The sequence below is a fragment of the Sinorhizobium mexicanum genome, assembly GCF_013488225.1.
Taxonomy (GTDB): domain Bacteria; phylum Pseudomonadota; class Alphaproteobacteria; order Rhizobiales; family Rhizobiaceae; genus Sinorhizobium; species Sinorhizobium mexicanum.
The window spans coordinates 80224-95016 of the sequence record NZ_CP041241.1 but is presented as its reverse complement, the minus strand read 5'-3'; the positions used below and the strand labels follow the sequence as shown (position 1 = coordinate 95016).

The window sequence follows — 14793 nt, the reverse complement described above, 5'->3', positions numbered from 1 at the left end:
ATAGGCCTAGGAGGTGGTCGCCTCGATCATCAGCTCGTTGCCGTCCTCGTCCTCGAGCGTGACGGCCGCTCGGGCAAAATCCTCCGCGGGACGCCTGCGGTAGTCGACCGCCTTTCCGAAGCGCCCGCTGAGCTCATCGGCATAGGCCGGCCCGGTCCATTTGAGGTTTGCAACCGTGCCGTTGACCGCCGTCACCTTCAGTTGCGCGGGGCACCCGGCGCCGTCAGCAGATGACGCGCCACCTCGACGCTGTGGGCACATCATGTCGGAGAGCACCCCGCCGCCCTGTTTGTCTCGGCGGTTACCAGCGCCGAATCGCTCAGCGCACGCGACACCGTCGCAACCGACACGCCCGCCCGCTCGGCGATATCCTTGATCTTCGGCCGCTCTCTCATGCGCGCATCGCCCGGCCCCTACCATAGAACATCATGAGCAGGAGCAGCGTCGCCCCGAACACCATCTGCCGCCCGGATTCGTCGATATTCACCGTGGTTAGGATGCTCTGAAGGATGACGAGCAGGATCGCGCCGGCCATGGTGCCGGTATAGCCGCCCCTGCCGCCGGCAAGCGACGTGCCGCCGAAGACGACGGCGATGATCGACGGAAGCGTGTACTGCTCGCCGACATTGGCGAAGGACGAGCCGGAATAGCCGAGCAAACAGAGGCCGGCGACCGCGGCGAACATGCCGGAAATGATGAAGAGCGCGATGCGCATGACCCGAACGGGGACGCCGGCCATGTAGGCCGCATGCTCGTTCGAGCCGATGGCATAGATGCGATGGCCGAAAACCGTGCGGTGGAGCATGAAGGCCATGATGAGGCCGATGGCGATCCACAGCCAGATGATGCCGGGAATGCCGCCGACGAGCGGCTGCGTGACGAAGCTTGAAAGGCCCGGCGCGGCGCGGCCGGAAGGGATGCCCATGCGGATGACGACGAGCAGCCCCTGGAGGACGCCGAGCATGCCGAGTGTCATGACGAGCGGTGGGATGCGCAGGAGCGTCACGCCCAATCCGTTGAGCAGGCCGAAGAAGGCGCCGGCGGCGAGGCAGGCGAGGATTGCCGGGACAATGCCGCTGTCTGCCCCGTTCATGACGTTGCCGGCGATGATCGCCGAAAGCGAAACGACGCCGCCGACCGAAAGGTCGATCCCCTCGCGCCCACCGAGAATGACGACGTTCTGGCCCGCCGCGACGATGCCGAGGAGCGAGGCGACGATCAAGAGCCTCAGGACCTGTCCGCCGGAGGCGAAGCCCGGCGACAGCGTTTGGCCGAGGTATAGGAGAGCCGCGATCAGCACGAGCGCGACAACGAGCGGCTGGCGAATGACAGTGAGGATCCGGCTCACGCGCGCGCCCTCCTGCCTGCCAGCACGCCGGCCATCAGCACGACGAGAATAGCGAAGCCTTGAACGAAATTCTGCCATTCCGAGGGCGTGCCCATGAAGAAGACGACCGAGTTGATGAGACCGATCGTCAGTGCGCCAAGAGCCGAGCCGACCACCGTTCCCCAGCCGCCGGAAAGCGCGCTGCCGCCGAGCACCACGGCGGCGACGCTGTAGAGCGTCATCTTGCCGCCGACCAAGGGGTCGCCGCTCGCCGTATCGCCGGTGATGCAGAAGGCGGCGAGTGCGGAGAACAACCCGCAGAGAAGGTAGCCCCTGATCCGTATGGGCACGACCGGCAGCCCGGTCTGGTAGGCCGCCTGCTGGTCGTCGCCGACCGCAAGCAACTGCGTGACGAGGCGCGTGCGGCTCAGCACCAGGAGCACGGCGGCGAGCACCGCCAGGATGTAGAACACGAAGGGCACGCCGAGCAGCCGGCCGCCATAGGTCCGCCAGAACAGCGCCGGCGCCGGCGTGCCGGCGACGGGAAGGATGTAGAGGGCGAAGCCGGTAAAAAATATGCTCGTCGCGAAGGTCGCGACGATCGCCTGCAGCCGCAATGCGGCGACGACGATGCCGTTCAGCAGCCCGCAGGCGAGCCCCAGCAGAAGGCCGAGCGCAAGGGCGAGCAACACGGCGCCGGCGCCGCCACCCCATCGCTCCATCAAGACGACGATCGCGACATTGACGAGCGACAGGATCGAGCCCGCGGAAAGATCGATATCACCGGCATAGACGACATAGGTCTGGGCGATCGCGAGCAGGATCAGCGCCATGTAGGTACTGAGCAGCCCCGTCAGCGACCGGTAGCTGAGGCTGTTCTGCGAAAAGACGCCGTTGAGCAACAGGAGGCCCACGACGATCAAGAGCGCCGGCAGAAAGGGATAACGCTCCAGAAGCTTGCGGATGCCGCCCGTGCGCGCCCTCGGAGTGATCGTGATCTCTGCCATCACGCAGCCTCATAAGCGGCTTGACAAAGATTGTAGCGTGTGCGGTCGGCACCCGTCAGTTCGCGGCTGACCGATCCGCCGTTGAAGACGAGGATGCGGTTGGCGTTCCCGAGCAATTCGGCGTCCTCGGATGAATAGAGCAGGATGCCGAGGCCCTCGGCGGCCAGCTGGCGGATCAGCGCGAAGAGGTCGGCCTTCGCCGAAAGGTCGATGCCCTTCGTCGGGTCGTCGAGCAGCAGCACATGGGGCCGGTCGATCAGCCAGCGGGCGATGATCACCTTCTGCTGGTTGCCGCCGGAAAGCGAATTGATCGGGCGGAACAGGCTCTCAAACTTGGTGTGCATGCTCTGAAGTGCCGGCACCACCTTGTCGCGCAGCTTGGAGGGCCGCGCGATCAGCAGGCGATCGCGCAGATAATGGATCGGCGTGACGTTCTCGATGATCGGCCTGCCGCTGATGACGCCATCGCGGCCGCGATCGCCGGAAACATAGGCGCAGCCGCGCCGAATGGCGTCGCGCGGGCTCGAGACGTCAAAGCGGCCGTCGCCGATCAGCACTTCGCCCGAGCTAATCGAGCCGGCACCGAAGATCGCCCGGAGCAGCGCCGACTGGCCCTGACCGTGAAGCCCGCCGAAGCCGAGAATTTCGCCCTTGGCGACTTCGAAACTGACATTGCGGAAGCCGCGACCGGAGAGATTGCGGACGGTCATCGCCGCGCCGTCCTTGCCGTTGACCACGGCGGGGGCCGACGACTGCGAAGCCGGCATGTCGCCGGAGCCGCCGACCATCAGCCGGATAACCGAGGCAGCATCCGTCTCGGCGAGATTGAGCGTCGTGATCGTCTCGCCGTCGCGAATGATCGTCACCCGGTCACCGATCGCCTTGATCTCGTCCATGCGGTGGGAAATGAAGATGACGCCCCGATCCTGCCGCTTCAGATCGCGCAGGATCTCGAAGAAGCGATCGACCTGCGCCCGGTCGAGTGCCGAGGTCGGTTCGTCGAAGATCATGATCGGCGCCTCGCTCGCGAGCGCCTTCATGATCTCCACGAGCTGTCGCTGGTCGGGACGCAGGTTGCCGACGAGAGCGCCGGCGGAAAATCCTTCGCCGGCTACCTCCTCGAAGAGTCTGATATAGCGCGCTGCACGCTGCTTGAGCAGAGCCCGGTCGACGAACAGGTGGGCCTTGATCGGCAACGCGGCAAGACAGATGTTTTCCTCGACCGAGCGGTGTGCCGCCAGACTGAGCTCCTGATAGAAAATACCGATCCCCTCCGCTTGCGCCGAGTGCGGTCCGGTGATCGTGGCCGGCCTGTTGTCGATCAGAATTTTCCCGGCATCCGGCCTGACACTGCCGGCGATGATCTTGCAAAGCGTGCTCTTGCCCGATCCGTTCGAGCCCATGAGCACATGAACTTCGCCGGCCATGACTTCCAGATCGCCGCGACGCAGCGCCAATGTGGCGCCGTAAGCCTTGCTTACGCCGCTCAGTCTCAACTTCGTCATGGAACTTCGTCCGTTACAGTGCGAAGGGAAGCACGGGCCGAAACTCGGCCCGCGCTACCATTGGAAACACTCACTTGAAGAGGGCTTCCGCGTCTTCGATCGAAAGCGAGCTGGTGTAGGAATAGTAGCCGGGCTTGCCTTCGAGCTGCTTTGCGGCATCGCCGACGTTCTTGCTGTCGATGAACGGGATCGGCAGGTAGAGGGCGTTGCCGTACTGGCCGGCCTTGGCGGGCTCCTTCAACTCCTTGCCCTGCAGCATCAGCACGGCGACGTTCAACGCGCTCGCCATGACGCCCGGCGGGTTGACGGTCGCGCCGGAGTTCAGCTTGTCCTTGATCCAGAGGTCGATGAAGTCCTTGCGAATCTCGCCAGTTGCGGCGATCTGGCCGGTCTTGCCGGCGTCCATGATCGATTTCCAGGCGCCGGCGGCCATGCCGTCCTGCACGACGACGCCGTTCACGTCGGGATAGGTGGCAAGGATGTTCTGCATCGCCTGCTGGCCCTGCGCCTGATCCCAGTTGGCGTTGACTTCGTTGACGATCTGGATGTCCGGATAGTCCTTGAAGACCTGCTTGTAGCCTGACACGCGCATCTCGTTGGCCGGGTGGCCGGCAACGCCGTTTATCGCGACGACCTTACCCTTGCCGCCCAGCGTTTCGGCAAGCCATTTCGCACCGGCGGCACCCCAGGCGGTCTGGTCGATGCCGACATAGAGGGCATCCGGAGACGAGACTTCCGCGTCCGTCGCGATCACCAGGATGCCGGCTTCCTTCGCCTGGGCGAAGATCGGGTCGAAGGCGGTCGGGCTGTTCGGGTTGACGATGATGGCGTCCACGCCTTCGGCGATGAAGTTGCGGATATGGGCGATCTGCCCGGGAACGTCGACATTCGCACTCTGGACCGAGACTTCGACGTCGACGCCCTTGTCCTTCCACACGGCCGCGGCGGCCTTGGCCTCGTCTATCATCTGGGTGCGCCACTCGCTGCCGACCCAACCATTCGAGAGACCGATCTTGAAGGTCTCCGCACTGACTGCCGATGCCGAGATGACAATGGACGCAACTGCGCCAAGCGCTACTGCGATAAGCGTTTTCATAAGATCCTCCCAAATCTTAAGGAGGACATGAAGCCAGAAAGTATAATCTATTTCAATGAGGTTCTGGCAGCCGCGCTTGGCGGTGGCGCCGGTCTCGGTGGCCCCAGCCTAGACCACGACGTTGCCGACGATGTCGCTTTCGCAGAGAACGAGGTTCGGCGAATAACCTTGCGCGAGGAACTGCTGGCGATCGTTTTCAGCGACGACGAAAACGGCCGTGCGCGCGATCTCGTCTGCCTCGAGCTCTGGCGCCGTGGCCAGGACGGCGATGTCCTGGCGCAAGCCCAGTTCGCGCAGCAGGCCTTCGAGCGACGACGGACTGTCGACGCCATGCAGGACCACGCGGTTGACCTCCGCAGCCGCATTGACCTGCCAGGCAAGCGTCTGCACAGCCACCATCAGCGGCAAGGAATCCTTCAGTTGCCGTGCCGTCGGGTGGTGCTCGAATCCGGCAAGCGCCATGCGTGTATAGATTTCGTAGGCCTTAACGTATTCTTTCTTGGCCGCCCACATGCGCATCGCCACCGCCATCCGGACGGACGTGAACTGCCTGATCTGCGCGTCCCGTGCCGTGCGCCGGTCGGGTGTCATGCGTAGCGCTCCACGCTTGGCTCCGACGTGGAGAAAATACTCCAGGCCGCCCCGGTAACGGTCCCAAGAGGTCAGCAGTTCGTCGTGGCCGGCCTGGGGGCGATCCCGTCCCAGCTTCGATTGGACGACCTGCCGGTAGAAGGGTTTCTTCAGAAACGCGACGCCGCCGCGCTCGAGAAAATGCGCGAGATTGGAGAACGCCCAATAGGCGAAATGGCGCGGCAGCCATGATGTCCGCAGCGCCGCGGTCCGATAGATTCCAATCTCGGGAAAGATGTGCCGCTCGACGATGAAAGCGAAAAGCCGCTCGAAGTCGTCCTTGTCGAATTTGCTGTCGGCATCGATCTTGTAGAAAAGTTCGGTGTCCCGACCCTCGACCTCGTTATGAATATGCCACGGCGCAAAACAGGCGGAGAGTTCCGGGTTCCTGTCGAGGTAGGCGATGGCCTCGACAAGACCATCTACCGCCAGCATGTCGTCGTCGGCGAGATAGATCGCATAGTCGCCGGCCGCGTGGCGGAAGGCGCTGCAGAGATTGGGGTCGACGCCGCGATTTTCCAGCTGGCGGAAATAGCGGATCGGCAATCCCTTGCCGGCGAACGCCTCGACGACTTCCCGCGTGTTGTCCGTGGAAGCGTTGTCGGAGATGACGATCTCGAAGCTGAACGGGATCTGGTAGCTTTCGACGAAGCGGCCGAGCGCATTCTCCAGAAACCGCGCTCGGTTATAGGTCGGGATGCAGATGCTGAGCTTGACGAGGTCCACCCAAGTGTTCCTGCTAGGGCAATTCCAAGAAAAGTGTGTATCCGTCCGGAATTGCGTGGTTTCAAAGAGTTAAATCATGTCGATGGCGCTTGCCCGCCATCGAGAGGCCGCTCTCCGAAAGCCTACGCAGCCTTCGCAAGCAGAGAACCGATGAGAACACTTATTCCGGTGCGATCTTGTGTGAGCCTTGCTGCCGCATGTTTGCCTACAGCGCCGCGCGTCTAATTAGACGCGCAAAGGACGCTGTAGCACTTTGAATTGTCGTAGCCGATTTGAGGAACCATGCAGCCGGCTTCATGCGTGGGATTTGACGACGGCTGCAGCGCCGTCCGACATCAACCCGGCGAGGTTCCGGACGAGCGTGTCGCGGAACGCTTCATCCGACGGCAGATCGTCGCCAAACACCTCCGTGATGCGGAGAAGCGCAGCCACGATCTCGTCGGGCCGTTGCAGCGGTTGCGCCACGGCGGCGATCCGGCCGGCAAGCGGGTCGCGGACATCGATGGCGTTGGCTTGTTCATCTATGCCGCGCGCGTACCGCATCCAGGCGGCGACGCCGAGCGCCAGTCGGTCATAGGACGCTTTCGCAGCGATGCGGTCCCGGATGGTTCCGAGCAGTCGCTGCGGCAGCTTCTGCGACCCGTCCATGGCGATCTGCCATGTATGGTGGCGCAGCGCCGGATTGCGGAACCGCTGAAGCAGCGCCTGTCGATAGGCGGAAAGATCGAAACCCGGCAGCGCCGGCAGGGTCGGCGACACCTCGTCGACCATCAATCCTTCGACCAGCGCCTCCATGCCCGGCAGCGCCATGGCGTCGGCGACCGTTTCCGCACCGGCGAGGTAACCGAGATAGGCGAGCGTCGAATGGCTGCCGTTGAGCAGCCGCAGTTTCATCATCTCGAAGACGGCGACGTCATCGACGAAAACGACTCCCGCCTTCTCCCAGGCCGGGCGGCCGAGTGGAAAGTCGCCTTCCACCACCCATTGCCGGAACGGTTCGGTCACGATCGGCCAGGCATCGACAACGCCGTTCGCCGCGGAAATGTCCGACCGGTCCTTTTCCGTCGTCGCCGGGACGATCCGGTCCACCATAGTCGACGGCGAGGCAAGCTGCCCCAGAATATTGGCGAGGGCCGGATCGCGCAGTTCCGCGAAGCGCGTCACGACGCTTTTCAGCACGTGGCCGTTGGACGGAAGATTGTCGCAGGAGAGCAGCGTGAACGGGGGCACGCCAGCGCTCGTCCGGCGCGCGAGCGCTTCGACGATAAGGCCGACCGCCGACCTCGGCCGCGCGGGGTTCTGAAGGTCATGGATGACGTCGGGATGGCCTTCATCCAGCTTGCCGGTCGCGGGGTTGTGGCAATAACCCTTCTCGGTGATCGTCAGAGAGACGATCCGCGTCGCCGGATTGGCCAAGCGGGCAAGCACCGCTTCCGGATCCTCCGGCGCGCAGAGGAGTTCGACGACGCTGCCGACCACCTGCAGTTCCTCGCGCTCGCCATCCTGGACCTTGAGCGTATAGAGCCCGTCCTGCGGCGCGAGCGCGGCGCGCGTCTCGGGGCTGCGCAGCGAGACGCCGCAGATCCCCCAGGAAGGATCCTCTGCGAGCACCGCATCGGTAAAGACGGCCTGATGCGCCCGGTGAAACGCGCCGATGCCGAGGTGGACGATACCGACGGCAAGCCGGGCCGGGTCGTATTCCGGCCGTTTTACGGCAGCCGGCAACCGGTCGAGTGTCTGTCGTGAGAGCCGCATCATGAAGCCTGCTGTTGTTTTGCGCGCGCGACGATCTGCGTCGGGCTGACGAATTGTAGTGCGAGGACCAGCCAGAAGAGCGTCGTCACCATATAGACGACCGCCATCGCGTCGATCGACTGGCTGGCGCGCACGCCGGAGGCGAAGACCGCGTAATAGAGCGCCACGACCAGCGTCTGGCTCGTCGGCCCGGCGATCAGGAAGGTGAGCTCGAACATCGCGATGGTCCGCACGAGGACGAGGAGCAGCGCCGCCAGCATGCCCGGAAGCAGGAGCGGCAGCAGGATGCGCAGGAAGAGGCTGCCGGTGCCCGCGCCGAAGACGCGCGCGGCGGCTTCGATGCGCGGATCGATCTGCTCGATGAACGGGATCATGACAAGGATAACGAAGGGCAGCGAGGGCACGAGATTGATTAGCACCACGCCCCAGAACGAACCGCCGAGACCGATCTGGTAAAGCACCGTCGCCAGCGGAATGCCATAGGTGAGCGGCGGGATGAGGAGTGGCAGCAGGAAGAGCAGGATGACCGCACGCTTGCCGGGAAAGTCCCGCCGGGCCAGCGCATAGGCGGTGATGACGCCGATCATTCCGGAAATGAGAACGACGGCGAAGACGACCTGAAAGGTGACGAGAACTACGCTCGAAAGCTGGAACTCGCTCCAGGCGTCAAAGTACCAGCGCGTCGTCCAGCCCGCCGGCAGCCAGGTGCCGAGCCAGCGCCTGGCGAAGGAGTTCATCACCACGGCGGCAATTACACCGATGAGGTTCAGCACGAATAGGCCGGCGAGCGCCCACACGGCGAAGCGCCACAATTTGGAGGCAAGGCCCTGGTCACGGATCATGGCGTCACCTTTTCTAGTTCAAGGAAGAATGTCGTTGAAACGTCGAAGTGCATCGCCTTACCCCTTCGTGCCGCCCGCGGGGCCACGGTAAAAGAGCGTACGCAGGCCGAGCACTGCCACGACGACGACGAGTTCGACGAGGCCCATGATGATCGCGATCGCCGAGCCCATCGAGTGATCATACTGCTCGAACGCGGCCTGGTAGGCGGCGATCGAAATCACCCGCGTCGGCCCGGCCGGCGCACCGAGCAGCACGGCCGATGGAAACACCGCGAAGGCCTGGACGAAGGCGAGGCAGAAGGTGACGGCGAGGCCCGGCACGAGCAGCGGCAGGAAGACCCGGAAGAAGCGCTGCCGCGGTCCGGCCCCGAGCGTCGCGGCCGCCTGTTCGATCGCCGGATCGATGCCGGTCACGTAGGAGAGCGTCAGGAGAAATGCGAACGGGAATCCGGTGATCAGCAGCGACGCGAAGACGCCCCAGTAGTTGTTGGTGAGCTTCACCGGCGCGTCAAGCAGGCCGACGAGGATCAAGGTGCGGTTGAACCAGCCCTGCGGACCGAGAAAGGTCAACAGGCCATCGGCGACGAAGACCGTACCGAGCGTGATCGGCAGTACCAGGATCGTCGTCAACAGCCGCTGCCGGCTCATCAGCCGCACACGAAAGGCAATCGGCAGCGCCAGCGCCATGTTGACGATCGTCACCGGCAGAGCGAGCCAGAGCGTCGCGCCGATCGTCGCGAACTGGAAGCGGTCGGTGAAGAAGCGGATGTAGTTCGCATACCAGACGCCCTCGCGCGGCATCAGCGAATCGACGATGCCGTAGACAAACGGATAGACGAACAGGGCGAGCATCACCGCAAGTCCGGGCAGGACGAGCAGCGTCGTCGCGTCGAAACCGCGGGCGGCAAGCCGCAACCGAAGGGAAGGCCTGTTCATGCCGCCTGCCCCTTGAAGAGAAGCGCCCGGCCGGCGGCCGGCTGCAGCTTTGCGGCGGCGCCGCGCGGCAGCGCATGATCGGCGCGGAAATAGAGTTCCGAGCCGTCAGCGCCATGCGCCATGCCGAAGAAGGCGCGGCCGCGATATTCCATGCTGCTCACCGTGACCTGAACTCCGTCTCCATCCTCGACGGCGACGAGATCTTCCGGGCGCACGGAAAGGATGGCGGCGTCCCCCGGTTTCAGCGGCTGGCGCATTGTGCCCGTGAGTCGTGCGCCGGCTGCCTCGATTTCCGCCTCGCTGCCGGAGACCGACAGCACCCGCCCCGGAAGCCGGGTGCGGAAGCCCATGAAATCCGCCACGTCGACATGGACGGGGCGCTGGTAGAGGTCTTCGGGGGTGCCGATCTGCATGATGCGGCCCTGGCTCATCACGACGATGCGATCGGCGAGCGAAAGCGCCTCGTCCTGGTCGTGCGTGACATAGATGGTGGTCGAACCGATCTGGTCGTGAATGCCGCGGATTTCGGCGCGCATCTCGAGCCTAAGCTTGGCATCGAGGTTGGAGAGCGGCTCGTCCATGAGCACGACCGGAGGCCGGATGACGACCGCGCGCGCAATGGCGACGCGCTGCTGCTGGCCACCGGACAGCTGCCCCGGCAGCTTGTCGGCCTGCGAGCCGAGACGGACGAGGTTGAGCGCGTCGTTGATCCGCTTGTCCGCCTCGGCACCGCCGATACCCTGCATGGTAAGGCCGAAACCGACATTGCGGCGCACGGTCATGTGCGGAAAGAGCGCGTAGCTTTGAAACACCATGCCGAAGCCGCGCTTTTCCGGTTCGAGCTGGTCGATGCGCTGGCCGCCGAGGCGGATTTCGCCGCCCGTCAGCGGCAGAAGGCCCGCAACGCAGTTGAGCGCCGTCGACTTGCCGCAGCCCGAGGGTCCGAGAAGCGCGATGAATTCGCCCGGCTCGATCGCAAGATCGATGCCGTCAAGCGCGTTGTAAGAGCCGAACGAGCGACGCAGGCCGTCAAGCTCGAGACGCGCGCCCTGTCTTGACTCGCCCTTTTTCAACTCGCTTTGTTGCTGCGAGGGAGCCTGTCTTGGGTTTTGAACCGGCAGGGTCAAGGTATTCTCCTATTCATGGTGCGCTTTCCGGTTGCCGACCCACTGCACGTTTCCCCAAGTCGGAGCCGAAAACATCCAGCAATTCAAAGTGCCGCAGCGTGCCTCTGCGCGTCTGAAAAGACATGCGGCGGCGCTGCAGCGGGATCGTCACGACACCCATTCTTCTGGTGGCGGTGTCTGCCCGGCCGATAGCGTTTGGATGCGGCGCCGACGGCTCGCCGGCGTCGCATCCGGTTGATTAGAGCGGGATGAGGAAAAGTGTGTGCGGTTTTCCGCCCGCATCCCGCTCCAACTTGTTAGAATCGATCAGCCCTTCGATGCGCCGATCTGTTCGTCCCAGATGCGGAACGCATCGACGAGCTTCGCCGGCTCGAGCGGAACCTCGAGCGGGTTGTTGGCGATCCAGTCTTCGTATTCCGGCCGCCCGAACTCGGCGATGGCATCCTGGCTTTCCTGCGGCGCCATGTCGAGCGTCACGCCCTTCGCCGCCGGACCCGGGTAGAAATAGCCCTCGTCGAAAGCGATCGCCTGCTGCTGCGGCTGCAGAATGAAGTTGATGACATCGAGAAGGACGGCAACCTTTTCCTCGGACACGCCCTTCGGAATGACCGCATAATGCGCATCGGTCACCCAGTGGAAGCCTTCGAGGGTACCGACCTTCGCCTCGGCCGGAACGATGCCGAGCACGCGCGGGTTGATATCCCAGCCGGTGGTGGTGACGACGATGTCGCGGGTGCCCTCGCCGAGCTCCTTCATCACCTGCGTGGTTCCGGTGCCGTAATACTCGATGTTTTCGCCGAGCGCCTTCAGATACTCCCAGGTCTTGCTCCAGCCGTTGACCGGATCGCGCGGGTCGCTGTCGCCGAGGAGATAGGGAAGCCCCATCAGGAAGGTGCGACCGGGACCGGAGTTGGCCGGGCGCGCATACATGAAGCGCTTCGGATTGGCCTTGGTCCATTCGAGCAGTTCGGCGGCCGTCTTCGGCGGCGTCGCGACGCGCTCCGGAATGTATTCGATCAGCGGACCGGAGGGGTAATAGGTGATGACGACGCCCTGGTCCTTCGCGAGAGCCTGCATCTTGAAGGCCTGCGGCAGGAGGATGCTTTCAAGGTTCGGCAGGCTCGCCTTGTGCGCGGAGAGATCCACCCAGAGCCCCTGGTCGAGTCCGGCGGAAAGCGCGTCGGTGCCGGTGAGGACCAGGTCGATATCGACCTTGCCGGCGGCCTGCTGGGCCTTGATCTTCGACGGCAGCTCGGGGGCGGGCGCCTTGGTGAAGGCGAAGCTCGACACCCATTCCGGCTTTGCCGCCGCGTAGTTCTCGAACATGCCCTGCGTCAGCGCCAGGTTACCGGCAACGTCGACGACGGTGATGGTGACCGGAGCCGACGGCGCCTTGGCCTGTGCAAAGCCGCGGGTGGGGATCAGGCTCAACCCCGCCATCCCGGCAACGCCGCCGACAAAATTTCTGCGTGTGATCTTCATTCTCATTCTCCTCCATCGTTATGCCGGACGTCTCCCGAGCGGCCGGCCCCTGCAACGCCGCGCGTCTCATCGGACGCGCAAAGGTCGCTGCAGCACCTTGTGTTGACTCACAAGCGATACGCCCGCTTGGCGAGCCCGTAAGCAAGTTCGCGCGCAAGGTCGTGCGCCTCCTCCTCATCGAGGCGGTGGTCAGCGACGAGCTGCGCGAGATAGGCGCAATCCACCCGGCGTGCCATATCGTGTCGCGCCGGAATCGACAGATAGGCGCGGGTATCATCGTTGAAGCCGACGGTGTTGTAGAAGCCGCAGGTCTCCGTAGTCGTCTCGCGGAAGCGGCGCATGCCCTCCGGGCTGTCGAAGAACCACCAGGCGGGACCGAGCCGCAGCGCCGGATAGTGGCCGGCGAGCGGCGCCAGCTCGCGCGAATAAGCCGTCTCGTCGAGCGTGAAGAGAATGATGGTTAGCGAAGAGTCGTTCCCGACCGCATCGAGCAGCGGCTTCAATGCACGCACATAGTCGGTTGCCTTCGGGATATCGGCGCCCTTGTCCGGCCCGAAGTTCGCAAACAGCGACGGATTGTGGTTGCGGTAGGAGCCGGGATGGATCTGCATGACGAGGCCGTCCTCCTGGCTCATGCGCGCCATTTCCGTCAGCATCTGGCCGCGGAAGGCTTCGGCCTCCGCGGGTCCCGCCTTGCCGGACAAGACCTTCTCGAACAGGCTTGCAGCATCGCCCGGCGAAAGGTTTTCCGTCCGGGCTGTTGCGTGGCCGTGATCGGTCGCCGTGGCGCCGCGTGCCTTGAAGAAGGCGCGCCGGGCGCGATGCGCGTTGAGATAGCCGGTCCAGGTCGCGGATTCGCCGGTCAGCGCAAGGAGCTTCCCGACATTCTCGACAAAGCCCAGCGCCTCGGCATCGACCACCGCGTCCGGCCGGTAGGTCGGCACGACGCGGCCATGCCATCCCGAACTGCGAACCGCATCGTGATGCGCAAGATCATCGAGCGCGCCGTCGGTCGTCGCGATCACTTCGATGCCGAATTTGTCGTAGAGCGCGCGCGGCCGCAGTTGTGGCGTGGCAATCGCCTCGGCGATGCGATCGTAAAGGGCGTCGGCATTGGCCGGCCCCAGCCGCTCGGTGATGCCGAAGACGGCTTCCAGCGAATGCTCGAACCAGAGCCGCGTGGGCGTGCCGGCAAAGAGATGGAAATGCTTGGCGAAAAGCCGCCAGATCGAGCGCCCGTCGGGAGCGGTACCCGAACCATCGCGCCTCCTGACCCCGAGGTCCTCCAGCCTGACGCCCTGCGAATAGAGCATGCGCGTCGCATAATGGTCCGGCGTGATGAAGAGCGCCGCCGGATCTGGGAACGCCCGATCCTGGGCATACCAGACCGGTTCCGTATGGCCGTGCGGGGAAATGATCTTCAGGCCAGCGACAACGTCGTAAAGGCGCCGGGCGATGGCCCGCACCTCCGGCTCCACCGGAAACAACCGATCGGGATGCAATGCCATTTCCGGGGCCTCCCTTCCCTCATCCATATTGGCAACCTGAATGAATTGATATACTAGTATCCAAAACCGAGTCAACAGATGGAATTCGCCTCCATGTCGAAACGCCAACGCCCGGATGTGTCCTCGCCGACTTTCGCGGTGTCAGGCGGCGCCAGGATTCGCCGGGTGACGTCGGCGTCGGCGATCTATGAGCAGCTCCATGCCGCGATCCTTTCGCTGCAGATGAAGCCGGGCGTCGCGCTGCAGGAGAAGCGCATTTCCGAGGAATTCGGCGTCAGCCGCACGCCGGTGCGCGAGGCGCTTTTAAGGCTGGCCGAAGCCGGGCTCGTCGAAATCTTTCCGCAATCGGGAACCTTCGTGTCGCGCATTCCGATCTCCGCCATTCCCGAAGCCGTCGTCATCCGCAAATCGCTGGAGCGCACGACGGTCGAACACGCCGCCGAGATCGCCACCGCCGACGATATCGCTAGGCTCGATGCGATCATCGCCCGCCAGCGCGTCCACGCAACGCTCAACGAGCCATCGCAGTTCCATGAACAGGACGAGGCCTTCCATGAGGCAATCTCGGCAGTCGCCGGCTATCCGGGCATCTGGAACATCCTGAAGACGGTAAAGCTGCAGATCGACCGCGCGCGCCGTCTGACGCTGCCAGTGCTCGGCCGCATGGACAGTGTCATCGAGGAGCATACGACCATCCGCGACGCCATCGCGGCCCACGATACGGACCGTGCGCGCGGCGCGATGATGCATCACCTGAGCGCCGTCATTCCCGACATTGACGAACTGCGGCTTCTCTATCCGGGCTATTTCAGCTGAACACCGGCTGCCCCGGACGACCCCACCAAAAGATTC

Annotated in this window: 13 protein-coding genes and 1 pseudogene; 1 reads left to right on the top strand and 13 read right to left on the bottom strand. The window is 64.1% G+C overall.

All coding sequences use genetic code 11. The annotated features are described in order from the left end of the window. Window positions 1-6: 6 nt before the first annotated feature. The 13 genes and pseudogenes from FKV68_RS33880 to uxaC all read right to left on the bottom strand — a co-directional run bounded on the left by FKV68_RS33880 (window position 7) and on the right by uxaC (window position 13941). Complete coding sequence (locus FKV68_RS33880) at window positions 7-195, bottom strand: hypothetical protein (protein ID WP_180943143.1); 189 nt, start codon at window positions 193-195, stop codon at window positions 7-9. An 89-nt stretch (window positions 196-284) separates the two neighbouring features. Further along, window positions 285-395, bottom strand: a pseudogene (locus FKV68_RS24605) (LacI family DNA-binding transcriptional regulator); the annotation flags it as partial. After that, window positions 392-1348, bottom strand: coding sequence for an ABC transporter permease (locus FKV68_RS24600; RefSeq protein ID WP_180943142.1), 957 nt, complete (start codon window positions 1346-1348; stop codon window positions 392-394). The pseudogene FKV68_RS24605 and the gene FKV68_RS24600, both read right to left, overlap by 4 nt. Then, entirely contained in the window at window positions 1345-2334 is a 990-nt protein-coding gene (locus FKV68_RS24595; protein WP_180943141.1) for an ABC transporter permease, read from the bottom strand. The genes FKV68_RS24600 and FKV68_RS24595 overlap by 4 nt, the downstream gene beginning before the upstream one ends. Beyond that, a complete protein-coding gene (locus FKV68_RS24590) occupies window positions 2334-3839 on the bottom strand; it encodes a sugar ABC transporter ATP-binding protein (protein ID WP_180943140.1) in 1506 nt (501 codons plus the stop codon). The genes FKV68_RS24595 and FKV68_RS24590 overlap by 1 nt, the downstream gene beginning before the upstream one ends. Window positions 3840-3909: 70 nt before the next feature. Beyond that, window positions 3910-4935, bottom strand: a complete 1026-nt coding sequence (locus FKV68_RS24585; protein ID WP_180943139.1) for an ABC transporter substrate-binding protein — start codon at window positions 4933-4935, stop codon at window positions 3910-3912. A 108-nt stretch (window positions 4936-5043) separates the two neighbouring features. Next, a complete protein-coding gene (locus FKV68_RS24580; protein ID WP_180943138.1) occupies window positions 5044-6291 on the bottom strand; it encodes a glycosyltransferase family 2 protein in 1248 nt (415 codons plus the stop codon). 294 nt (window positions 6292-6585) lie between these two features. Beyond that, window positions 6586-8046, bottom strand: coding sequence for a mannitol dehydrogenase family protein (locus tag FKV68_RS24575; protein WP_180943137.1), 1461 nt, complete (start codon window positions 8044-8046; stop codon window positions 6586-6588). Then, window positions 8046-8888 carry an ABC transporter permease gene (locus FKV68_RS24570; RefSeq protein ID WP_180943136.1) on the bottom strand — a complete coding sequence of 281 codons (843 nt, stop codon included), beginning with the start codon at window positions 8886-8888 and terminating at the stop codon, window positions 8046-8048. The genes FKV68_RS24575 and FKV68_RS24570 overlap by 1 nt, the downstream gene beginning before the upstream one ends. 57 nt (window positions 8889-8945) lie before the next feature. Further along, the gene (locus FKV68_RS24565; protein ID WP_180943135.1) at window positions 8946-9824 is read right to left on the bottom strand and encodes an ABC transporter permease; all 879 of its coding nucleotides are present in this window, start codon (window positions 9822-9824) and stop codon (window positions 8946-8948) included. Next, on the bottom strand, window positions 9821-10897 hold the full coding sequence (locus tag FKV68_RS24560) for an ABC transporter ATP-binding protein (RefSeq protein ID WP_180943893.1): 1077 nt from the start codon (window positions 10895-10897) through the stop codon (window positions 9821-9823). The genes FKV68_RS24565 and FKV68_RS24560 overlap by 4 nt, the downstream gene beginning before the upstream one ends. A 360-nt stretch (window positions 10898-11257) precedes the next feature. Next, window positions 11258-12433: an ABC transporter substrate-binding protein gene (locus tag FKV68_RS24555; RefSeq protein ID WP_180943134.1), complete on the bottom strand. Its 1176-nt coding sequence runs from the start codon at window positions 12431-12433 to the stop codon at window positions 11258-11260. A 107-nt stretch (window positions 12434-12540) separates the two neighbouring features. Then, window positions 12541-13941 carry a glucuronate isomerase gene (gene uxaC, locus FKV68_RS24550; protein ID WP_180943133.1) on the bottom strand — a complete coding sequence of 467 codons (1401 nt, stop codon included), beginning with the start codon at window positions 13939-13941 and terminating at the stop codon, window positions 12541-12543. 93 nt (window positions 13942-14034) lie between these two features. Here uxaC and FKV68_RS24545 point away from each other — a divergent pair, with 93 nt between their 5' ends. Continuing rightward, the gene (locus FKV68_RS24545) at window positions 14035-14757 is read left to right on the top strand and encodes a GntR family transcriptional regulator (protein ID WP_180943132.1); all 723 of its coding nucleotides are present in this window, start codon (window positions 14035-14037) and stop codon (window positions 14755-14757) included. Window positions 14758-14793: the final 36 nt, after the last annotated feature.